Annotated in this window: 19 protein-coding genes and 1 pseudogene; all 20 read right to left on the bottom strand. The window is 46.8% G+C overall.

What is annotated here, in order from left to right; translation table 11 throughout:
* Positions 1 to 155: 155 nt before the first annotated feature.
* Positions 156 to 1,550: a glycine--tRNA ligase gene (locus tag WMO75_RS03745; protein ID WP_118252410.1), complete on the bottom strand. Its 1,395-nt coding sequence runs from the start codon at positions 1,548 to 1,550 to the stop codon at positions 156 to 158.
* A 78-nt stretch (positions 1,551 to 1,628) separates the two neighbouring features.
* Complete coding sequence (gene recO / locus WMO75_RS03740; RefSeq protein WP_349077650.1) at positions 1,629 to 2,381, bottom strand: DNA repair protein RecO; 753 nt, start codon at positions 2,379 to 2,381, stop codon at positions 1,629 to 1,631.
* 3 nt (positions 2,382 to 2,384) lie between these two features.
* On the bottom strand, positions 2,385 to 3,293 hold the full coding sequence (gene era / locus WMO75_RS03735) for a GTPase Era (RefSeq protein ID WP_022215421.1): 909 nt from the start codon (positions 3,291 to 3,293) through the stop codon (positions 2,385 to 2,387).
* Positions 3,294 to 3,318: 25 nt separating this feature from the next.
* Complete coding sequence (locus WMO75_RS03730; protein WP_022215422.1) at positions 3,319 to 6,243, bottom strand: insulinase family protein; 2,925 nt, start codon at positions 6,241 to 6,243, stop codon at positions 3,319 to 3,321.
* A 45-nt stretch (positions 6,244 to 6,288) separates the two neighbouring features.
* Entirely contained in the window at positions 6,289 to 6,870 is a 582-nt protein-coding gene (locus tag WMO75_RS03725) for a DUF6553 family protein (RefSeq protein ID WP_118698776.1), read from the bottom strand.
* A gap of 154 nt (positions 6,871 to 7,024) precedes the next feature.
* Positions 7,025 to 8,050, bottom strand: a complete 1,026-nt coding sequence (queA, locus tag WMO75_RS03720) for a tRNA preQ1(34) S-adenosylmethionine ribosyltransferase-isomerase QueA (protein WP_022215424.1) — start codon at positions 8,048 to 8,050, stop codon at positions 7,025 to 7,027.
* 2 nt (positions 8,051 to 8,052) lie between these two features.
* Positions 8,053 to 8,817 (bottom strand): tRNA (guanosine(37)-N1)-methyltransferase TrmD, encoded by a 765-nt coding sequence (trmD, locus tag WMO75_RS03715; RefSeq protein WP_022215425.1) that lies wholly within the window; start codon positions 8,815 to 8,817, stop codon positions 8,053 to 8,055.
* Positions 8,818 to 9,324, bottom strand: a complete 507-nt coding sequence (rimM, locus tag WMO75_RS03710; RefSeq protein ID WP_022215426.1) for a ribosome maturation factor RimM — start codon at positions 9,322 to 9,324, stop codon at positions 8,818 to 8,820.
* 58 nt (positions 9,325 to 9,382) lie between these two features.
* Positions 9,383 to 9,613, bottom strand: a complete 231-nt coding sequence (locus WMO75_RS03705) for a KH domain-containing protein (protein WP_005424345.1) — start codon at positions 9,611 to 9,613, stop codon at positions 9,383 to 9,385.
* Positions 9,614 to 9,673: 60 nt separating this feature from the next.
* Positions 9,674 to 9,919 carry a 30S ribosomal protein S16 gene (gene rpsP / locus WMO75_RS03700; RefSeq protein ID WP_005424344.1) on the bottom strand — a complete coding sequence of 82 codons (246 nt, stop codon included), beginning with the start codon at positions 9,917 to 9,919 and terminating at the stop codon, positions 9,674 to 9,676.
* A gap of 50 nt (positions 9,920 to 9,969) precedes the next feature.
* Positions 9,970 to 11,316 carry a signal recognition particle protein gene (gene ffh, locus WMO75_RS03695; protein ID WP_022215427.1) on the bottom strand — a complete coding sequence of 449 codons (1,347 nt, stop codon included), beginning with the start codon at positions 11,314 to 11,316 and terminating at the stop codon, positions 9,970 to 9,972.
* Positions 11,317 to 11,319: 3 nt separating this feature from the next.
* Positions 11,320 to 11,643 carry a YlxM family DNA-binding protein gene (gene ylxM, locus WMO75_RS03690; RefSeq protein ID WP_022215428.1) on the bottom strand — a complete coding sequence of 108 codons (324 nt, stop codon included), beginning with the start codon at positions 11,641 to 11,643 and terminating at the stop codon, positions 11,320 to 11,322.
* A gap of 265 nt (positions 11,644 to 11,908) precedes the next feature.
* Positions 11,909 to 12,130, bottom strand: coding sequence for a DUF7723 family protein (locus tag WMO75_RS03685; RefSeq protein WP_118252406.1), 222 nt, complete (start codon positions 12,128 to 12,130; stop codon positions 11,909 to 11,911).
* A pseudogene (locus WMO75_RS20080) lies at positions 12,120 to 12,251 on the bottom strand (DUF7724 family protein). The gene WMO75_RS03685 and the pseudogene WMO75_RS20080 overlap by 11 nt, the downstream one beginning before the upstream one ends.
* A gap of 109 nt (positions 12,252 to 12,360) precedes the next feature.
* Positions 12,361 to 12,612, bottom strand: coding sequence for a type II toxin-antitoxin system Phd/YefM family antitoxin (locus WMO75_RS03680; RefSeq protein ID WP_022215429.1), 252 nt, complete (start codon positions 12,610 to 12,612; stop codon positions 12,361 to 12,363).
* Between the two features lie 516 nt (positions 12,613 to 13,128).
* Positions 13,129 to 13,749 (bottom strand): metallophosphoesterase family protein, encoded by a 621-nt coding sequence (locus tag WMO75_RS03675; protein ID WP_118252404.1) that lies wholly within the window; start codon positions 13,747 to 13,749, stop codon positions 13,129 to 13,131.
* A gap of 17 nt (positions 13,750 to 13,766) precedes the next feature.
* Positions 13,767 to 15,680: a BMP family ABC transporter substrate-binding protein gene (locus tag WMO75_RS03670; RefSeq protein ID WP_349077649.1), complete on the bottom strand. Its 1,914-nt coding sequence runs from the start codon at positions 15,678 to 15,680 to the stop codon at positions 13,767 to 13,769.
* 105 nt (positions 15,681 to 15,785) lie between these two features.
* On the bottom strand, positions 15,786 to 16,997 hold the full coding sequence (gene ilvA / locus WMO75_RS03665; protein WP_118252402.1) for a threonine ammonia-lyase: 1,212 nt from the start codon (positions 16,995 to 16,997) through the stop codon (positions 15,786 to 15,788).
* Between the two features lie 39 nt (positions 16,998 to 17,036).
* On the bottom strand, positions 17,037 to 17,990 hold the full coding sequence (ftsY, locus tag WMO75_RS03660; protein ID WP_227222600.1) for a signal recognition particle-docking protein FtsY: 954 nt from the start codon (positions 17,988 to 17,990) through the stop codon (positions 17,037 to 17,039).
* A 15-nt stretch (positions 17,991 to 18,005) separates the two neighbouring features.
* The gene (gene smc / locus WMO75_RS03655; RefSeq protein WP_227222599.1) at positions 18,006 to 21,566 is read right to left on the bottom strand and encodes a chromosome segregation protein SMC; all 3,561 of its coding nucleotides are present in this window, start codon (positions 21,564 to 21,566) and stop codon (positions 18,006 to 18,008) included.
* Between the last annotated feature and the right edge of the window lie 18 nt (positions 21,567 to 21,584).

Here is a 21,584-nt window from a genome sequence, read left to right as displayed (position 1 = left end):
TTTTGTATAGTTTTGTTTGTATATGCTGTATGGATTATAAAAGAAATAGAAGAATGCCACAAAAAAATCAGGCATCTGCCGTGTCTGCGTATCAGCGCAGTGCACAGCGAATGCCTGTCGTCATTCTCTTATGAAAGTTTCTGAGTCCTCAGAACTTAGAATGTAAATTTGTCAGCAAAGTATGCTTCCAACTCGTCGATCTTGACACGAACCTGCTCCATGGTGTCACGGTCACGGACAGTAACTGCTCCGTCATTCTCAGATTCGAAGTCGTAAGTGATGCAGTACGGAGTACCGATCTCATCCTGTCTTCTGTAACGTTTACCGATGTTTCCACGGTCATCGTACTCGCAGTTGTATTTCTTGCTTAACTGCTGGAAGATTTTCTCTGCACCATCGTTCAGCTTCTTGGAAAGCGGAAGGACACCGATCTTGACCGGAGCCAGTACCGGATGGAAGTGAAGGACTGTACGAACGTCGTTCTTCTCTGCATCCAGAACTTCCTCATCGTATGCGCTGCACAGGAATGCAAGTACCATACGGTCAGCACCAAGTGAAGGCTCGATAACGTAAGGAATGTATTTCTGTTTCTTCTCATCGTCGAAATATGTCAGATCCTGACCGGATACATTCTGATGCTGTGTCAGGTCATAGTCTGTTCTGTCAGCGATTCCCCACAGCTCGCCCCATCCGAACGGGAACAGGAACTCTACGTCTGTAGTAGCCTTGCTGTAGAAGCTCAGTTCTTCCTTGTCATGGTCACGGTAACGGACTTCGTCATCCTTAAGGCCAAGGGAGCTCAGCCAGTCAAGACAGAATTTCTTCCAGTATGCAAACCACTCAAGGTCTGTATCCGGCTCGCAGAAGAATTCAAGTTCCATCTGCTCGAACTCACGGGTACGGAATGTGAAGTTACCCGGTGTGATCTCGTTACGGAAAGATTTACCGATCTGGCCGATACCAAACGGAATCTTCTTACGGGATGTTCTCTGTACGTTCTTGAAGTTTACAAAGATACCCTGTGCTGTTTCAGGTCTTAAGTAAACAGTGTTCTTGGCGTCCTCAGTTACACCCTGGAATGTCTTAAACATCAGGTTGAACTGACGGATATCTGTGAAGTTGTGCTTGCCGCAGGACGGACACGGAACTTCGTGATCCTTGATGAAGTTCATCATCTGCTCCTGGGACCATGCATCTACGCTTCCTTCGATCGCAATGTCATGCTCTCCGCAGAAATCCTCGATCAGCTTGTCTGCACGGAAACGCTCGTGGCATTCCTTACAGTCCATCAGAGGATCGGAGAATCCGCCAAGATGACCGGATGCTACCCATGTCTGCGGATTCATCAGGATCGCACAGTCTACACCGACATTGTACGGGGATTCCTGAACAAATTTCTGCCACCATGCGCGCTTTACGTTGTTCTTGAGTTCAACGCCAAGGTTACCGTAGTCCCAGGTATTTGCAAGACCTCCATAAATTTCTGAACCAGGATAAACGAATCCTCTGGCTTTTGCCAGAGCAACAATTTTCTCCATTGTTTTTTCCATGATATCTCTCCTCATTGTTTTATTGGTGAAAACCTAAGTGTTCTCATTATACCGCATTTTCAATATATTTCAACTTTTTTATTTCATAACCTCCAGAATCTGGAGACTTCGGAACCTTTTGTCCGTGTTTGCAGCCGTATATCTATGTATGATGTGCTCCAGTTCCAGAAGCACTTCATCCTTCACAGTAAAAGTATACAGCTTTCCCATCGGTGCTGTCGCTATAAAGCGCATGGCATAAAGTGCCGAAGGCGAAATCCGAAGAGTTCCTTTCTGTCCGGATGCGCATTTCTGGCACAGGATGCCGTGGAGATCCTGCGAAAAAAACACCTGTCCTTCCGGAATCTCCTCACGCCCGCACTGCGCGCACTGAAAAAGCTCCGGGCAGAGTCCCTCCTCTACCATCGTCCGCAGTTCAAAGATGCAGTGGATCAGACGGTTGTCCATCTTCGGATTCAGAAGGGCTTTGACTGTGACATAGAGAAGGTTCATCATCTCCCTCTCGTCCGTTCCCTCACGCCCGAAGTAATCTGCCAGTTCCAGGAAGTAATAGCCATAATAGACCCCAGGCTGCATCGCCGCCAGTTCTACGAAATGGTGGGATACGGACACCTGGTTCAGATTATAGCTGCTCCTGCCTTCAAACAGGGTAAAAGTTCCAAACACAAAAGGATCTGCTGCTGCCAGAAACGGGCTGTTCGGCCGTCTTGCACCTTTGGCAAAAGCGGAGATCTTGCCCCTCTCTCTGGTCAGCAGAACGATTCTCTTGTCATATTCGCCGATCGGCATCGCAGAGATCACAACTCCCTGCACGGTGATCAGATCACTCATTTATCAGATTTCCTTCTTGTCGTAACCAAAGTTTTTAATCATAAAGTCACTGTCACGCCAGTCTTTGCGGACTTTGACCCAGATCTTCAGGTTGACCTTGGCATCCAGCATGCGTTCCAGCTCATAGCGGGCATTGCTGCCGATCTTTTTGAGCATGGCACCCTGTTTGCCGATAATGATTCCTTTGTGAGAGTCTCTCTCGCAGATGATCGTTGCTTCGATGTCTACGAGGTTGTTTTTGCCAGGACGCTCTTTCATGCTGTCGATAGCGACTGCGATTCCGTGCGGGATCTCAGCATCAAGCGCGTGAAGTGCCTTCTCACGGATGATCTCTGCGGCAATCTGTCTCTGCGGCTGGTCTGTTACGGTGTCCTCATCGTAGAACATCGGTCCGTATGGCAGGTATTTCAGAATGCACGGGACGATATCCTCTGTGTTCTGGTTGCGCAGTGCAGAGCATGGAATGATCTCATCAAATTCATAAAGTTTGCGGTAGGTGTCGATCGCCTTGAGGATCTCGTCCTTGTCAACGGTATCGACCTTGTTGATCACAAGGATGACCGGCAGATGTAAGCCCTTAAGCTGCTCTGCAATGTGACGTTCTCCTGCGCCGATAAAGGTCGTCGGCTCTACCAGCCAGAGGATCACATCGACATCTTTGAGTGTTCTCTCTGCTACCTGGACCATGTACTCGCCCAGCTTGTTTTTTGCCTTGTGGATACCAGGGGTATCGAGGAAGACGATCTGACCGTCCTCACAGGTATATACGGTCTGGATACGGTTTCTGGTCGTCTGCGGTTTCTTGGATGTGATCGCGATCTTCTGACCGATCAGATGGTTCATCAATGTGGATTTTCCGACATTTGGACGGCCGATGATCGCTGTAAATCCGGATTTAAAATTATCTTTCATATTTACTCCTAAACTGCTCCCTGGATCAGCCGTTGATCAGCGGGCTGATGCTTCCAAAGAGTGTCTCTTCTTTCTGTACTTTTGGTTCACTTCCTACAACACAGATCTCTTCATCGGACAGGATCGCCTCGATCAGCGGAGCAAGTGCCTGGATGTCTTCTGCCTGTGCATTCAGGATCTCGTCACGTTCTTTCTGCATCATCTCTTCTGTCACGCCGCAGAAGTATGCTCCCTTGGATGCATTGCCTTTCATCTGCGGAGTCTTCGGTACGTCTTTGCCGCTGATCGTTCCGATGATGTATTTGGTCATCTCACGCTCGTCAGCCTTAAATCCACGTACATAATCCGGGATTCCTGCAAAAACATCGTAAGTGCGTTTCAGATGCGGATCACGGTAAGATACGAAGAAGCTCTCGCCACTGTATTTGAATCCGCTCATGCAGCCATAAGCGCCGCCTTTGACACGGATGTTGATCCAGAGATAATCGTAGCTTAAAGCGACTTTGAGGATATTGAGTGCACCTGTGTATGCAAAACCTTTCTTGCGGAAGTTTCCTGCCTGTGCCGCGTACTGTACCTGTCCGGAGGTCATGAAGCCTTCGTTCTTTTTCTCGCAGATCATCGGTGCCGGAGAAGTTTCGACTGCTTCCTGATGAAGAGTTTTCTTTAATTCTCTGACTTGTTTCTGCATCGTTTCCAGAGATTCTCTCTCGCCGGTGTAGCTGACGCTTAAGTTTTCCGGGCGGAGGATCTCAGTCATCAGGGATTTAAGGTTCTCAATGATCTCATCCTTGCGCTCTTCAAATTCCTTATCCAGTTTTTCGATGAACTGGTAGTAAGCGATTCCTGCCATCGCATCCTGGAACGCAGCCATCGGTGAACCATAGGATGCAGCACGGAGTACAGCTGTGGAATGTCCTGCACTCACCAGACTTGACTGTGCTCTTGATTTGACTCTTGAGATGATCTCATGAAGTCTGCGGGTGTCTGTCACATCAGAGGTATTGAGGATCTCACGGATCATGCGGAACATAACATCTGTCTTAGGGTACATTACCTTGCCCTTCACTCCGAAGAATGCACGGTATTCATCGACAGAGTCTGCGCGGTCAAACACTTCCACGCCGCACACGATCCCGCCTGTCTCGGCATTGATCTCATTTGAAAGTTCTCCATAGGTGTAATGTGCGGTATTCACATAACCGAGTACGGATTTCAGGAGTCCGAGATATAGTACTTTGTCCGGTGAAAGGCTCTTAAGGTCAAACATCAAATCCAGATAGCCGATTCCATTGGTCGGAACGTCGTGATACAGGAAAAGACTTCCGTCCACATCCAGTTCTTCATTGTAGAATTTATCTGCTTCCTTGCGAATATCCTCGCGCTTAAGCATCGGAATGCATTTGGCTGCTTCCGGATCTTCCTCAGCTTCCTGGTATGCCTCAAGATCCTTCGTGCGCTGTACCATCTGCTGTTTTTCTTCCTCGGAAATTCCATTCAGGTAGTCAGCAAGTTTGTCCTCCAGGGCTTTTGCCTTTCTTGCAGCAAGACCTCTGGATGGTACAAGGGTCAGTACAGATCCGTGTGGATTATCGAGGAGATATTTCCGGATCAGTTCTTCGAAGTATCCTGTGTTCTTGAGGGATTTCAGCTTCTCAAATACCGGGATCAGTTCTACCTGTGCAAATGGATGTTCATCGTCATAGAGCCAGTTGCCAAGGATATCGAGTCCATAGATCAGCCCCTTCGGATAGGAAGAGAAATCTGCCTCTCTGTAGCGGAATTCCATGCAGTTGATTCCGGCTTCCAGAGCTTTCTTGTCAATTCCGGATGTGATGACATCCTGAAGGACTTTGCGGATAACGGAAACAAATTCGTCTTTTTTGTCCGCATTTGCGCCCTTTGCGATAATGTCAAAATATGGCTGACGGATACCATCCTCATAAGCACCGTAGATATCCTTACCGATGCCGACATCAAGAAGTGCCTGCTTGAGCGGTGCGCCCGGCGCGCTTAAGAGTGCATAATCCAGGACTTCAAATGCAATGCTGGTGAGGCTGTCCATAGCAGTTCCCACTACAACGTTGTAAGAAAGGTATGCATTGTCCTCCTCACCCTCGCTCTCTGCAACTGGATATTCCATGGTCAGATCCTGCATTGCGGCAAAAGGCTTCTGCTCTCTGATCTCGGAATCTACGTTTAGGCTGTCATAAGCGGAAAGATAATGTTTGTCGATAAAGTCAAGTTTCTCCACCATGTCCATATTTCCGTACAGATAAATATAGCTGTTGGATGGGTGATAATACGTTCTATGGAAATCAAGAAACTCCTCGTAGCTTAAATCCGGGATATTGTCAGGATCTCCGCCGGATTCACAGCCATAGGTGATATCCGGGAACAAAGAGTTCATGATGTCACGCTCCAGGACATCGTCCGGAGAGGAAAAAGCTCCCTTCATTTCGTTGTAAACAACCCCGTTGTATGTCAGTGGTCCTTCCGGCTGTTCCAGATGGTAGCTCCATCCTTCCTGGCGAAAGATCTCTTCTTTCTTGTAAATATTCGGGTAAAAAACTGCGTCCAGGTAAACATGCATCAGGTTCTGGAAATCCTGATCGTTGCAGCTTGCCACCGGGTAGCAGGTTTTGTCCGGATAAGTCATGGCATTCAAAAAAGTGTTCAAAGAGCCTTTGACCAGTTCCACAAAAGGATCCTTCAGTGGAAATTCTCTGGATCCGCAAAGCACGCTGTGCTCCAGAATGTGGGCAACGCCTGTGCTGTTCTTCGGCGGGGTTCGAAAAGCGATATTGAACACTTTGTTTTCGTCATCGTTCTCAATGAGCATTACCCTCGCTCCGGTCTTGATGTGCCGGAGCAGGTAGCCTGTAGAACGGATATCAGTTAATTTTTTTTTCTGGATGACTTCGTATGCAGTCACTTCGTTTAAATTCATTGATGCCTCCGTTTTTTATATGTAGTATTTGTTATTTTGCGGAATTTATTCCGGCAGTCCGCCCTCGCCCGGGAAATAATCCTCGTAGACTTTGCGGGCAGCTCTGGTGAGCAGTGCCAGTTCTTGTTCCATATCAAGTTCTCTCGGTACTTTGACAGCAGTCTCATAAATATCTCTCTGGAGTTTTGATTTGACATCATCCCGCTTCATTGTCACAAGTCCGCAGAGTATTGTATTATAACTCTTGTCTGTCTGGCAGAGATCCATGTACAACTTCACAAGGTGTTCGCACTCCCGATAAATGAGTTCTCTGTGCAGTTCACTTTTCGCTGCAAGTTCATGAAAGTGCACCTGATCCAGTTCCTTCTGAAGTCCCTTACGCGCACCTTTGGAAGTAAACCATCTGTTTCCGGAAGTACGGTTGAATTCGATCGTCATCCAGAACTTCAGATAACCATCTGCCTGACCTCCAAGATCAGATTTCATGCTGTAGCGGGCATCCCAGATCTCCCTGCGGGCCTGATTCTCCTCTGTAGCGCCTTCCTCGGCAATTGCCTGCTCCAGAAGTTCCTTACGTTTAGCCGGGTCTGTTTCTCTATAATATTGTGCGATTGTTGGTGTATCCATATATATCCTTCTCCTTTTGGTATTTTATTCTGCCACGGTGTTAGAAGATAAAAAAATAAAACCCTCTTTCCTCCAATATGCCTATTATAGCAAATATGGAGAAAAAAGGGTAGTCCTCTTTGTGAGAAATAGCTTGTCCCTAATTTGTCAAGATTTACAGGATGAGCATGGCGTCGCCGAAGGAGAAAAAGCGATACTTCTGGCGTACTGCTTCCTCATAAGCTGCCATAATGTTTTCCTTGCCTGCAAGAGCGGAAACCAGCATCATCAGGGTGGATTCCGGCAGGTGGAAGTTGGTGATTAGTCCGTCGATCATCTTGAATCTGTAGCCCGGATAGATAAAGATCTCTGTCCAGCCGCTTCCTGCGAGAAGGATCCCGTCCTCACCGGTTGCTGATTCCAGGGTACGGCAGCTTGTGGTTCCTACGGAGATCACACGTCCGCCTGCTTTCTTGGTATCGTTGATGAGTTTTGCCTGATCTTCTTCTACCATATAGAACTCTGAATGCATATGATGCTGTTCTACATCATCTACTTTGACCGGACGGAAGGTTCCAAGTCCTACGTGAAGTGTCACATGTGCGATCTTGACGCCCTTTGCCTTCACCTGCTCCAGAAGTTCTTTCGTGAAGTGAAGTCCGGCTGTCGGTGCTGCTGCGGAGCCGTCGTTCTTGGCATATACGGTCTGATAACGGTTCTTGTCTTTTAATTTATGTGTGATGTACGGAGGCAGAGGCATCTCGCCAAGCTGATCCAGGATCTCCTCAAAGATTCCGTCATAGTGGAACTGGATCAGGCGGTTTCCTTCATCAACGATGTCGATGATCTCACCCTTTAAGATTCCGTCTCCAAAAGTGATCTTTGCGCCCGGTCTTGCTTTCTTGCCTGGTTTTACGAGACATTCCCAGATGTCATTCTCGCGGCGTTTCAGAAGCAGGATCTCGATCAGGGCTCCTGTCTCTTCCTTGTGTCCGTACAGACGCGCCGGGATAACTCTCGTATCGTTGATGACCAGACAGTCTCCCTCATTCAGATAGTCCAGAATGTCTGTAAAATGTCTGTGTTCCATGGATCCGTCTTTCATAGAAAGATGAAGAAGCCTGGAAGAACTGCGGTCTTCCAGCGGATCCTGTGCGATCAGTTCCTTCGGAAGATCATAATAAAAATCTGATGTTTTCATAATTACTCCTTATCGTTCTGTTCTTTTTCTTCTTTCCATTGTTTTCTCCACTGGCGGACCTGGTTCCATTCTTTGTTGGTGAGGTCTGCCTTCTTGAGAAGATCCGGTCGGTTTTTCGCCGTGCGCAGGATGGACTGCTCTCTCCGCCATGCTTCGATATTGGCATGGTGTCCCGATAAAAGGACAGGAGGGACTTTTTTGCCGTGCCATTCTTCTGGACGGCTGTACTGTGGATATTCAAGAAGATTTCCGGCAAAAGATTCCGTCTCGCCGGATTCCTGGTTGCTTAAGACTCCCGGGACCATTCTGGAAATGGAATCCATCATGACCATTGCCGGAAGCTCGCCGCCTGTGAGCACGTAATCGCCGATGGAAACCAAATCTGTGACTACTTCTTCAAGTACACGCTCATCGATCCCTTCGTAATGTCCGCACAGGAAAACCAGATCCTTTTCTTTGGCAAAGTCTTTCGCCATAGTCTGGTTAAAGACGCTGCCCTGTGGAGTCAGGTAGACCACGCGCGGTCTGTAGCCGATTTTTTCCTCGATGGACTGGTAAGCGAGGTAGACAGGCTCTGCCTGCATCAGCATACCTGCGCCGCCGCCGTAAGGATAATCATCGACTTTCTGGTGTTTGTTGAACGCATAATCGCGGATGTTGATGGCTTCCACAGAAAGATAGCCTCCTGTGATCGCGCGTCCGATGATGCTGGTGTTCATTCCCTGCTGGATCATTTCCGGAAAAAGTGTCAAAACATGAAAATTCATTTATATAAGTCCCTTCATCAAATGTATGGTCATTGTATTGCTTTCCAGATCTACATTCAAAATGCACTCTTTGATCGCCGGAAGGAGCACTTCGCCGTGTTCTTTGGAGTTGATGATATAGACATCATTTGCTCCTGTCTCCATGACATCTTTGAGTGTCCCGAATTCTGTTCCGTCTTCTAATACCACATTCATTCCCAGAAGATCTGCAATATAGTACTCATCCTCTCCGAGCTCCTGGCCTTCTTCTCTCGGGATCCAGAGACTGCATCCTTTGTATTTCTCGATATCATTGATATTGTCGATGCCGTCAAATTTGAGGATCGCAAGGTTTTTGAAAAATCTTACGTTCTTGATATCCAGTCTGCGGTATTCTTTTCCTGTATCCAGCATCACATAATCCAGATCCAGAAAACGCTCTGCATCGTCTGTGGTAGGATATACCTTTACTTCGCCTCTCACTCCATGTGTGGTAGTGATCACTCCGACCTTTAATAAATCTTCCATAAAAAACTCCCTTTAAGATGTAAAAAGGAGCTATGTTTCCACAGCTCCGATTCTTTCTTTATTGCAGAATGTCTACAATTACTTTTTTGCTGCTCTTTGAAGAAGCCGCCTTAACTACTGTACGGATTGCCTTGGCAATACGTCCCTGTCTTCCGATGACCTTTCCCATGTCGGAAGGGCCTACTTTCAGTTCAATGATAACTGCATCTTCTTTTTCGTTTTCGGTGACTACCACCTCATCCGGATGCTCGACAAGAGATTTTGCAATTACTTCAACTAATTCTTTCATTACATACCTCCCTGTACTGTCTATGACAGGACTTTAGAAATACCTTCCGTAAAGTATTTCTTATTTCTCGATTCCGGCCTCTTTGAAGATTCTTGCAACAACGTCTGTTGGCTGAGCACCAGCAGCAAGCCATTTTTTAGCTTCTTCTTCGTTTACTTTGTATGCGCTTGGCTCGATGTTCGGGTCGTATGTTCCAATCTCAGCGATGCATTTTCCGTCACGTTTACTGCGGGAATCTGCAACTACGATTCTATAAAAAGGTGCTTTTTTCTGTCCCATTCTTCTTAATCTGATTTTAACTGCCATTTTTTGTTTCCTCCATTATGATATCTTTGTATTTTTATTGGTTGATTTATTTAAAAAGGAAGCTTGAAGCCGCCTCTTTTACCCATTTTACCGCCCATCATTCCAGGCATCTGTTTCATGAGTTTCTTACTCTGCTCAAACTGTTTGACCAGACGATTGACTTCTGCGATGTCAACTCCTGCGCCTCTGGCGATGCGGTTCTTGCGGGATACATTGAGGATTCCCGGATTGGTCCGCTCTGCCGGTGTCATGGAAAGGATGATCGCTTTGGTACGGTCAAGTGCTTTCTCATCGATCATGTCCTCGAGATCCTTGGCCTTGTTGCCGATTCCCGGGAGCATGTTGAGGATGCTGCCGATACCGCCCATCTTGTTCATCTGCTCCATACTGGTCAGATAGTCGTTGAAGTCGAAGTCCATCTTTTTGAGCTTCTTCTGCATTTCTGCTGCCTGATCCTGGTCGAGTGCCGCCTCTGCTTTCTCGATGAGGCTCATCACATCTCCCATTCCCAGGATTCTGGAAGCCATACGTTCCGGATAGAACTGCTCCAGATCTGAAAGCTTCTCACCCATACCTACATAGAGGATCGGCTTTCCGGTTACTGCTTTGATGGAAAGTGCCGCACCGCCTCGGGTGTCGCCATCCATCTTGGTAAGGATCACACCATCGATCCCGACCTTATCAACAAAAGTCTTGGCTACGTTTACCGCATCCTGACCTGTCATTGCATCTACAATGAGAAGTGTTGCATCTACCTGTATGTTCGCCTTGATATCTGCAAGTTCCTGCATCATGTTTTCATCAACATGAAGACGGCCTGCGGTATCGAGAAGAACTACATTCTGCTGATTGGCTTTGGCATGCTCGATTGCTGCCTTTGCAATGTCAACCGGGTTCTGCTTGTCTCCCATGGAAAAAACTTCTACGCCCTGCTTCTCGCCATTGACCTGAAGCTGTGTGATCGCTGCCGGACGATAGACGTCACATGCGACTAGGAGCGGTCGTTTTCCCTTGGATTTGAGCTTGCCTGCAAGTTTGGCAACTGTGGTTGTCTTACCTGCCCCCTGAAGACCTGCCATCATCAGTACGGTAATCTCATTTCCCTGTTTCAGTGGAAGCTCTGTTGTCTCGCTTCCCATCAGGCTTACAAGTTCGTCATTAACGATCTTGATCACCATCTGTCCAGGATTCAGTCCGTTCATTACATCCTGTCCGACTGCACGTTCCTGTACAGATTTCGTGAACTGCTTCACGACCTTAAAGTTTACATCCGCCTCAAGAAGAGCCATCTTGACTTCTTTCAGAGCAATCTTAACATCTTCCTCTGTAAGTCGGCCTTTACTTCTCAGCTTTTTGAATACATTTTGCAATTTTTCCGTCAAGCTTTCAAATGCCATGCGTTATAACTCCTCTAAAATTTCATTGGAGATCTCTGTGATCTCCTGGGCCTGATAAGTGGCTGCGATCTGTTTGATCCGACGGACCTGCTCTCTGATACTCAGGAACTTCTCTACCAGATGAAGCTTGCCCTCGTATTCTTCCAGTGTATGATTGCAGCGCTTGATCATATCATGAACACCCTGGCGGCTGATCCCTAGTTCCTCTGCCACCTCACTCAGAGAATAATCCTCCAGAACAACGCTCTCATATACCTGCTGCTGCCGCTCTGTAAGCAATTCTCCATAAAAATCATATAACAATGTCTGTTCCACAATTTTTTCCATTTGTAACCACCTTGGGTATCATAACTTATTTTGGTGCGGGTGTCAAGTGTTTTTTCTTGACAAAGTTAATTTTTCTTATTTCATCTTTACCACAAAATTCACATATCTTTTTATAATTGCTTAATGTTTACTATTTTTCACCATAAAAACCGGTATCAGCAATCTCAATCCATTTCAGGTACATTTCTTTATAGTGTTCTTTAATAAAAGCTCTGATTTTTCTTACAATAGCCACATACTTTAAATTCATAATATTTGGGCATGGCTAATCCTCCATAAACTGCTTATTGTTCAAATAATAATCCAGTACTATCTGATTTTCGATATCATCCATATTAGTTTCCACTATCTTATTATCATATATAACCGCTGCATGGTTTGGTTTATTCAGATTAAGCATACGAATATATTTTCCCTCTTGAGTATACGCATACCCATTAATGATCATATCTGCTGCATCTGCTATCTTTTTAATATCAAGCTGCATAGTCAATCTGAACCTCCTTTACCGGTGTAAGGAATTCATCTACATCATAATATAAATTTTGAAGAATCGGAACAAGATCAATATACTACTCTACCTCATTCAGATTTTTGTACTTCGCCATTACAACCAGATAACCTTTATCCCATTCTTTCTCAAAATCCTCCCCCAAAAAAGTCTCTCAGATCTGCCACTCCGAGGGATTTTGCTTTGCATTGAACATTAATCAGAACTCATTCATCCGCCTCAATTAGTTCATGCTCCTGGCCTTTTCCTGCTAACAACTGAGTAATTCCTCGATCTATCATGGCAAGATATTCTGCATTGCGGGCAGCCTTTTCGAGCTGATTATATTTTTCAAGACTCATGATTACAACGTTCTTTTCACCTTTACGAGTAACAATGACTGTCTCGTGATTGTCTGTTGCCTGATTGCAATAATCCTTTAACTTATTTCTGATTATAGAATAAGTTACTGCTAACATAATTTCACCAGCCTTCTCATAGTATTTTTCTTGCTGTTATGATTTTAGCTCACGCGCTAAAGAGCAATTTGTTCTTATTTATGCTATACTATATACGTTGCTGCTCCCAAATCTGGCAACAGAGGGGAGGTGCTTTGTATTGGATCCAATTACTTCTTTTTTAATCGCTGTTGCGGCTGGTGTGGTTTGCCACCTCATCGACAAATGGTTAGACAAGCGATAACAACAGCAACTAGCCTCGGTTAGCGCACCGTAAAAGCACAAAAAGAAAGCCCCCAGTATTCCCAGTACTGAGGGCTTTCGCTTTGCATTGAACATTATTACTTCTTTTTTTGCCTATGGCAATTATAGCATATGTATTTCTGGAAATCAATATGCCTGATCTCGGTATTTCTATGAATTTTTCTCCATTTGTCACAAATTTGTCACAGAATCAAATTCCATCTCCCGCAAAGCCTTGTATTTCCTGTCTTTCTCAGGAATCTATATCAAGTGTTTTTTCTTGACAAATAATCTTTATTCCAGCTCCTTCCCGGGTTCTTCGGCTTCGAATTCGAAGACGCAGCGGTCGAAGGCGTTGATCACGTTGGTTTCTTCGTATTTGTCGTAGCGTTTGTGTTTTCTTCCGTATGACATGTGGACGTGTCCGTGGAGGAAGTATTTGGGGTGGTATTTTCCCATGAGGCGGCGGAAGATCTTGAAGCCCTGGTGCGGGAGGTCTCTGCCGTCGTTTAGCTGGTAGGCAGGGGAATGGGTCACGAGGATATCGAAACCTCCCCGAAACCAAATCTTCGGGTAGAGTTTCAGCACCCTTTTTTGCATTTCCCATTCCGTGTACTGATGGACACCTGGTTTGTATCTCATGGAGCCGCCAAGCCCCAGAATCCTTATTCCTTCATAGACAAAAAGTTTGTCGTCAATGCAGATGCAGCCTTCCGGTGGGATCTTTTCGTATTTGTCATCATGGTTTCCGTGAACATAGAGCACCGGTGCCGATGTAAATGTGGCAAGGAAGGAAAGGTATCTCGGGTCCAGATCTCCGCAGGAAATGATAAGATCGATTCCTTCCAGTTTGCTTTTTTCGAAATAGTCCCACAGATACTTGGATTCTTCATCTGCTATGGCAAGTATTTTCATTTATTTGCGTTTCCCCTCTAATTCTCAAGACCAGACTGCTGTGTAACCGGTTTGGCCTGATCTGTTAATTCTTTGCGTGTCGGGATCGAGCCGACAACGTTTTCTGCCAGCCAGTCCATGGTGATGATCTCTTCCGGAGAAAGAGCCTTGTTCGGATCTGACTGTACCATTCCATCCTGAGAGTACAGAACTCCCGAGAACGGATTGAATTCTCCCCTTGTGATATTGTCTTTGAGAAGCTGGATCAGACGTCTCGTTCCGATCGGCAGATTCTGGGAGTGGATGACATCTACAACGCCAGCAGAAAGTCCCCACCAGTAGTTGATCGCTTTTGTTTCATAATTATCGTCATATTTCCAGGTTCCATCCATGATCGTGCGGATCAGCTGCTCATAAAATTTACCCCAGTGCCACAGAGGCATGGCGATATTGTGCGGCTCGCCGTTTTCCAGATGATAAAGTCCAAAATATCTGGAAGTCTCTTCCGGGATCACCATATCTTTACCGGAAACAACAGTCACACCCTTTTTCTGCACATTTTCCATTGTACGTCCCAGGTCAACATCCTTAAGCGTGGACCATTCCAGATAGATCTTTGCTCTCGGGTTCACCATCTTGGCGCCCAGGGCAAAGGCATTGATATTTGCGATCGTTCCAAAGATCGGATAATCTGCAATGTACGCAAGCTGGCCATTCTCCGCCATCGCACCGGCGATCGCTCCCATCAGGAATTTCGCTTCATGCATACGCGCATAATAGGTACGGATGTAACGGTGGGAAGTGTTCAGCGAACAGTTCAGGATCCTTACATTCGGATTGGCGATCGCGGCCTGCACACTTGCCTGTACAAACTCCGGTGTCGTTGTGAAAATGATATTGCAGCCCTTCTGGATCGCATCGGAGATCGCTTTTTCTGCAAGTTCCAGTGTCAGATTCTCATAGCACATGGTCGTAACTTCCTCTGGGAAAGTCTGCTCCAGATGAAGCCTTCCCAGTTCATGTGCATAAGTCCATGCGGAAGTTCCCGGTGTCTTTGCATAGAGAAAAGCGATCTTAAGTTTCGGTGCACTGAGTGGAAGCAGGCGGTTGAGCAGAGGCTTTTTCTCCTTGTTCGGGTCAAGTTTCAGGTCAATGACATTGTCATGTTCGAGAAGTTCAAACTCTTCCCAGCTCTTTGCGACCAGGGTCTTGAGTTCGCTTACTGTCTTCTGGCAGAGCGCTTCATAACCATAAACTGTTAGAAATGCCAGGAATGCATCCCCCGTCGTGATCGAAAGCTTCTTACCGCCGGCAGCCTCATATTCTGCTGCAAACCTGGAATATACAGAACTGAAATTCAGCTTGTCATCGTCCGTCCAGAGTTCTTTCGGGCCTTTTCCTACTGCTTCCTGCAGCTTCGCAAAACTTCCCAGTTTGGAAAAATAAATATAATTGATCTGAGAAAGCGCATAAAAATCCACAAATTCATAGTAGATCTTGTTTTCCTTCTGGTCAGTCCTTGCAGGAAGGATCCTTGTCACGTTTCCAGGAACAGAGACAGCATCACAGTATTTCAGGACGCTGACACGCTTGTTTCCCTCTTCGATATAGAACTTATTCATGTACTCATAAGCTTTGACCGGGTCATGGATTCCTTCTTTGAGGTGACTGTCGATCAGTACACTCCATTTGTAGGCAAACTCCGTGTTTTCCCTGAGGATCGGCATGAAATTTCCGGAAAACGCACTGCTTCTGCCGCCGCTCTTTGTTCCTACGATCTGATCGATCGGGATCTGGACAAGTCCCAGCGGAACTTCAGAATAAGAACCTCTGGACGGGAGGATATCATCAAGGACTTTAAGCGTCGGGACTTCGCCTCGCATCATCCTTGCCTGATAATCTTTTTTGCCCATTTTATATGCTTTTATATAATCTTCTGATACATATGTCATAAAAAATTACCCCCTTTTTAAGTGGTTATTCTATTTGGCCAAAAGGGGATCCGGACCTCCCCGGTCTGAATCCCCTGCTTTTCTTTTATCAGAATTTCTTATACTTTACAGACTTGCGCGAATCACTTTCGGTCTGCATCCTGCTTTTTCCAGAGCCTGAACGATCTTATTCTTGTGCTCTGTTCCGTATGCTTCCAGTGTTACCTTAAGTTCCACTGCCTCGTTACGGTTGGTGCTAATAAACTGGTTGTGATCCAGTTTGATGACGTTGCCCTGGTTTTCTGCAATGATGGATGCAACACGTACCAGTTCACCCGGCTTGTCCGGGATCAGGACAGAAACAGTAAAGATTCTGTCTCTCTGGATCAGACCATGCTGAACAACAGAAGACATGGTGATCACGTCCATATTTCCACCACTTAAGATGGATACGACTTTCTTGCCAGTGAAGTTCAGATGACGGAGTGCTGCAACTGTCAGAAGTCCAGAGTTCTCAACGATCATCTTGTGGTTTTCTACCATATCAAGGAAAGCAACGATCAGCTCATCATCGTCGATCGTGATGATGTCATCCAGATTCTCCTGGATGTACGAGAAGATGTGCTCGCCCGGTGTCTGTACTGCAGTACCATCTGCAATGGTATTTACATGAGGAAGAGTGACAACTTCGCCTTTCTCAATGGAAGCTTTCATGCAGGCAGCTCCGGATGGCTCTACACCGATGACTTTGATGTGCGGGTTCAGAAGCTTGGCAAGAGTGGAAACACCTGTTGCCAGTCCGCCTCCTCCAATTGGAACCAGGATATAATCTACCAGCGGCAGCTCCTGAACGATCTCCATGGCGATGGTTCCCTGTCCTGTTGCAACAGCCGGATCATCGAATGGATGGATGAAAGTGTATCCTTCTTTTTCTGCCAGTTCCAGCGCGTAAGCACAGGCTTCGTCGTAAACATCCCCTTTGAGGATGACTTCTGCGCCGTAGCTCTTGGTACGCTCTACTTTGATAAGCGGTGTGGTAGTCGGCATAACGATGACTGCCTTTGCACCGAATTTATGTGCCGCATAAGCAACACCCTGTGCATGGTTTCCTGCGGATGCAGCGATCAGTCCCTTCGCTCTCTCTTCTTCGGAAAGTGTGCTGATCTTGTAGTATGCGCCACGCACTTTGTATGCGCCGGTACGCTGCATGTTCTCCGGTTTCAGGAAAACCTTGTTTCCTGTCAGTTCTGAAAAATATGCGCTCTTGATCAGCTTTGTTTCCTGTGTTACCTGTTTTACGATCTCTGCTGCCTCTTCAAAGCTCTCTAATGTAAGCATCTTTTGCTCCTCCTCGTTCTGTTTCTGTGAACAGTTTATTTATTCTTCTGTACCAAGATCTTTCTCGTCTACGTCAAACAGTGCATTGACAAACGCATCTGCATCGAATTTCTGCAGGTCATCGATCTGCTCGCCGACACCGATGTATTTGACCGGAATATCAAGCTCTGACTGGATCGCCACTGCAATACCACCTTTTGCTGTGCCATCCAGTTTGGTAAGGATGATTCCGTTTACGTTGGCAACTTCTGCAAACTGCTTTGCCTGTGCCAAGGCATTCTGTCCTGTTGTTCCGTCGAGAACGACCAGCGTTTCCAGATATGCCTCCGGATATTCTCTCTCAAGGATCCTGTAGATCTTGCGGAGTTCTTCCATAAGGTTTTTCTTATTGTGAAGTCTTCCTGCGGTGTCACAGATCAGGACATCTGCATTTCTTGCCTTGGCTGCTGCCACCGCATCATATACGATAGATGCCGGGTCTGCTCCTGCCTGTCCGCCGATAAGGTCGACACCTGCACGGTTTGCCCACTGTGCAAGCTGCTCACCTGCTGCCGCACGGAAGGTATCTGCTGCTGCAAGGATGACTTTCTTTCCCTGATCTTTGAGTTTGCCGGCAAGTTTACCAACAGAAGTTGTCTTTCCTACTCCGTTGACACCGATCACAAGGATCACAGATTTCTGGTTTTCGAATGCGTATTCTGTACTGTCAACACGCATCTGATCTTTGATCCCGTCGATCAAAAGCTGCTTGCACTCTGCCGGGTTCTTGATATGCTGTTCGGAAACCTGTTCTTTCAGTTTCTCTATGATTGCTGATGTTGCGTTGATCCCGATATCTCCCATGATAAGGATTTCTTCGAGTTCCTCATAAAAATCCTCATCAATGCTGGAATAACCACTGAAAATCGAATCAAATCCGGCAACGATATTGTCTCTTGTTTTGGTAAGGCCGCTGACCAGACGTTTAAAAAATCCTTTTTTTTCTTCAGCCATTTTCATACCTCCTCGTTATCTGGTTAACTGGTTCTCGACCAGGTCTACGGAAACCAGGGTGGATATGCCCTTCTCCTGCATGGTGATACCATATAACCGGTCTGCGGCATTCATCGTGCCGCGTCTATGTGTTATTATAATAAATTGTGTATTTTTCGTCAACTTCTGAAGATAAGATGCGAAGCGTCCAACGTTGGAGTCATCCAGTGCCGCCTCGATCTCATCGAGAAGACAGAACGGGGACGGTTTCAGGTTCTGGATCGCAAACAGAAGCGCGATCGCGGTCAGAGCTTTCTCTCCACCGGAAAGCTGCATCATATTCTGAAGTTTTTTGCCCGGCGGCTGTGAGATGATCCGGATACCGGCTTCGAGGATATCTTCTCCCTCTGCCAGTTCCAGCGTTCCCTTTCCTCCACCGAACAGTTCCTTAAATGCCTTGTCAAATTCCCTCTGGATATCCTGGAATTTCTCGGCAAACTGCTTCCGCATTCCCTCATCCAGTTCCTGGATGATATTTTCCAGTGTCTCCTCTGCCTTGACAAGATCCGTATACTGGGTCGTCAGGAAAGTGTGACGTTCGAGAAGTTCTTTGTAATCTTCGATCGCATTGACGTTGACGGAACCGAGCCTGCGGATCTCCTCTTTGATGCGGGCAACGTCTTTTTTGATCTCCTGAAAATCATCGAGCTCTTCTTTTTTGTAAGAAAGCGCGTTATTTGGAGTGATTTCATACTCTTCCCACATGTAGGAGATCCGTCCTTCCCGCTGTTCTTCGACCTTTTCTGCCTGACTGCGCAGACGGAAACATTCTTTGTCCAGAAGTGTGGTCTTCTCAGAAAGACGGTCTCTTTTTTCAAAAAATGCCTTGTGGCTTTCGGTTCTCTCTTCCTTCTCTGCCTCGCATTTTTGTCTCTGTACAAGAAGCTGTTCGTCTTTTTTGCGGCAGTCTTCGATCGCTTTTTTGAGGTCCTGGATGCCGCCTTCTTTTCGGGTGATCTCATCTCCGCTCTGGGCGAGACTGGTAAGCAGGTCCTCGGATTCCCTTTCAAAAGCCTCGATCTCTGACTGCAGTCGGCTTAAATTTTCCTGAAGGAAATGTTCCTGCTGTTCCAGCGCGGAAGAATCCAGACGAATCTGCTCCAGTTTCTTCTGTTTGGCAGTCTCTTCTGCTTTCCATTCATCCAGCTCGGCCTGCTTCGTCTCGATAAAGGTTTCCAGCTCTTTCTCGTCTTTCTGGGAATCTTCGAGCTCTTTTGCAATATTCTTATGATCCTCACGGATCTCCGATGCCTGATGTCTCAGCTCATCCTGATCGCGGTCGATCTGACGGTAATTTTTCTGGATCTCCTGTGCCTTTTCCTGAAGCTGTTCGAGGTTCATCTTCGCGGTATTCTGCTCGATGTACTGTCCACGGAGCTTCTGCTGGAGTTCGTTTATCGTGTCACGGAGTTTATTTCGCTGTTCACGGTTTTTAAGGATCGATCGCTGGGTCGTTTCCAGTTCTTTCTTACGAAGTGCGACGTTTTTTTCCAGCTCCTCTATCTCACGGCGGCGGCCGAGGAGATTGCTGTTATTACGGAACGCACCACCGGTCATGGAACCGCCCGGGCTTAAGGATTCACCTTCGATCGTGACCATTCGGAGACTGTGGCGGTATTTCTTGCCGATCGCGATCGCATGGTCGATATTGTCCACCACCAGAACCCTGCCGAGAAGATACTGTACCAGTTCACTGTATTCTGCATCTGCCTGGACCAGTGTGTTCGCCGTTCCGATCACTCCCGGTTCCTTCAGCGCATCTCTTTGTGTAAAGCCGCCTCTTCCGCTGATATTCGACAGTGGAAGGAAGGTCGCACGGCCATAACGGTTCTGCTTCAGGAAACCTATCATCCGCTTCGCCGTCTGTTCATTGTCCGTTACGATATTCTGGATGCTTCCGCCAAGTGCTGTCTCGATCGCAACTTCGTAATCCTTCTGCACATGGACGATATCTGCGACAACGCCCCGGATACCCGGTTCTTTTGCCTTCTGTTCCATGACCCTCCGGATACTGTTGCCATAGCCGTCATAACGCTCTGTGATATTCCGCAGGGATTCCAGACGGGATGCCTCTCTGTGGTAGGCGGTCTGTCCTGCCTCTATCTCCCTGCTCTGTTCCTGCAGTTTCGTCTGAAGTTTCTGTACTTCTCCACTTAAATGGGTACATTCCTCATTGCCTTCCTGGATCGAAGCTGTGATCTCGTCATAAGCTTGCTGATAACGGCTGCGATCATTTTCGAGGACTTCTTCCTCGCTCTTTAAGCGAAGAATCCTCTGGCTTACTTCTGCCTTACGGATATCGAGCTGCTCGATCATCGCATCAAATCGCTGCGCTTTTCCCTTGGTCGTGGCACGGCTGTTGAGGATCTCGATGATCTCATTCTTGCCGTCCTCCACCGCACTGGTGCATTCTTCTACATTGGAAGCGATATTTTCGAGTTCTTTCTCTTCCTCCTTGAGATTCTTTCGGATCTCTTTTAACTTTTCGTGAATCGTCAGTTTCTCTTCGCTTAAGTTTTCCTGCTCTTCCCGGCGATGTGCAAGTTCTTCCTTGAGCGTTGCCAGTCGGGATTTGAAATGTTCACTGCTCTGTCTGCCCGCAAGGATCTGCTCCTCGAGGACCTGCATCTGACCTTCAAACTGCTGCTTTCCAAGGGCATTCTGCTGCTGTTCCTCTTTAAGAGAATCCAGACGCTCATTCAGCGTTTCCAGTTCTTCTTCCAGACGTTCATATTCTGTTTTGGTGCGGTCATAGGCTTTCTGGGCTTCGTCAAGTTCTCTCTGGGCATTCGAAAGTTTCTGCTCCAGTTCTTCCAGATTCTGAACGCTCTGCTCGTATTCCAGAAGGAAAAGATTGACATCCAGTGTCTTAAGTTCCTCCCGCTTGGCAAGATAGATCCTTGCTGTCTCGGACTGTTTCTCCAATGGACCGAGCTGTTTGGTCAGCTCGCTCAAGATATCTGTCACACGGACAAGATTCTGGCGTTCTTCTTCCAGCTTCTTGATCGTGGTATTTTTTCTTCGTTTGAATTTTACGATTCCCGCTGCCTCGTCAAAAAGCTCCCTGCGGTCCTCTGGCTTGCCACTTAAGATCTTGTCGATCTGTCCCTGTCCGATGATGGAGTAGCCTTCCTTACCGATACCGGTGTCATAAAACATCTCCTGGATATCCTTCAGGCGACAACTGCTGCCATTGATCAGATACTCACTTTCCCCGGAACGGTACAGCCGTCTCGCGACAGTCACTTCATTAAAATCCACTGGAAGCTTGTGGTCGCTGTTATCCAGTGTGATCGCCACCGATGCGAAACTTAAGGGCTTTCTGGACTCTGTACCGGAAAAAATGACATCCTGCATATTGCCGCCTCGAAGCTGCTTCGCGCTCTGTTCTCCGAGAACCCAGCGGACGGCATCGCCGACATTGCTCTTTCCACTTCCGTTCGGTCCGACGATACCGGTGATCCCGTTGTGGAATTCAAAATTGATCTTCTGGGCAAACGATTTGAAGCCATATACTTCAATATTTTTTAAATACATAGTTCACCTGCAATTTAT

Origin of the sequence: Blautia intestinihominis (assembly GCF_040096655.1) — a bacterium.
GTDB lineage: Bacteria > Bacillota > Clostridia > Lachnospirales > Lachnospiraceae > Blautia_A > Blautia_A intestinihominis.
The sequence above is the reverse complement of the archived record's forward strand: the minus strand, read 5'-3'. Positions and strand labels throughout refer to the sequence as shown.

Bases quoted from the DNA above. Each gene is read 5' to 3' on its own strand.
- WMO75_RS03705 (WP_005424345.1), bottom strand. From the start codon at position 9,613: ATGAAAGAATTAGTTGAAGTAATTGCAAAATCTCTTGTCGAGCATCCG.
- WMO75_RS03745 (WP_118252410.1), bottom strand. From the start codon at position 1,550: ATGGAAAAAACAATGGAGAAAATTGTTGCTCTGGCAAAAGCCAGAGGA.
- ffh (WP_022215427.1), bottom strand. From the start codon at position 11,316: ATGGCATTTGAAAGCTTGACGGAAAAATTGCAAAATGTATTCAAAAAG.
- WMO75_RS03680 (WP_022215429.1), bottom strand. From the start codon at position 12,612: ATGTTAGCAGTAACTTATTCTATAATCAGAAATAAGTTAAAGGATTAT.
- ylxM (WP_022215428.1), bottom strand. From the start codon at position 11,643: ATGGAAAAAATTGTGGAACAGACATTGTTATATGATTTTTATGGAGAA.
- queA (WP_022215424.1), bottom strand. From the start codon at position 8,050: ATGAAAACATCAGATTTTTATTATGATCTTCCGAAGGAACTGATCGCA.
- rpsP (WP_005424344.1), bottom strand. From the start codon at position 9,919: ATGGCAGTTAAAATCAGATTAAGAAGAATGGGACAGAAAAAAGCACCT.
- WMO75_RS03725 (WP_118698776.1), bottom strand. From the start codon at position 6,870: ATGGATACACCAACAATCGCACAATATTATAGAGAAACAGACCCGGCT.
- ilvA (WP_118252402.1), bottom strand. From the start codon at position 16,997: ATGCTTACATTAGAGAGCTTTGAAGAGGCAGCAGAGATCGTAAAACAG.
- era (WP_022215421.1), bottom strand. From the start codon at position 3,293: ATGAAAGATAATTTTAAATCCGGATTTACAGCGATCATCGGCCGTCCA.
- WMO75_RS03670 (WP_349077649.1), bottom strand. From the start codon at position 15,680: ATGACATATGTATCAGAAGATTATATAAAAGCATATAAAATGGGCAAA.
- smc (WP_227222599.1), bottom strand. From the start codon at position 21,566: ATGTATTTAAAAAATATTGAAGTATATGGCTTCAAATCGTTTGCCCAG.
- WMO75_RS03675 (WP_118252404.1), bottom strand. From the start codon at position 13,749: ATGAAAATACTTGCCATAGCAGATGAAGAATCCAAGTATCTGTGGGAC.
- ftsY (WP_227222600.1), bottom strand. From the start codon at position 17,990: ATGGCTGAAGAAAAAAAAGGATTTTTTAAACGTCTGGTCAGCGGCCTT.
- trmD (WP_022215425.1), bottom strand. From the start codon at position 8,817: ATGAATTTTCATGTTTTGACACTTTTTCCGGAAATGATCCAGCAGGGA.
- WMO75_RS03685 (WP_118252406.1), bottom strand. From the start codon at position 12,130: ATGCAGCTTGATATTAAAAAGATAGCAGATGCAGCAGATATGATCATT.
- recO (WP_349077650.1), bottom strand. From the start codon at position 2,381: ATGAGTGATCTGATCACCGTGCAGGGAGTTGTGATCTCTGCGATGCCG.
- rimM (WP_022215426.1), bottom strand. From the start codon at position 9,324: ATGGAAGATTTATTAAAGGTCGGAGTGATCACTACCACACATGGAGTG.
- WMO75_RS03730 (WP_022215422.1), bottom strand. From the start codon at position 6,243: ATGAATTTAAACGAAGTGACTGCATACGAAGTCATCCAGAAAAAAAAA.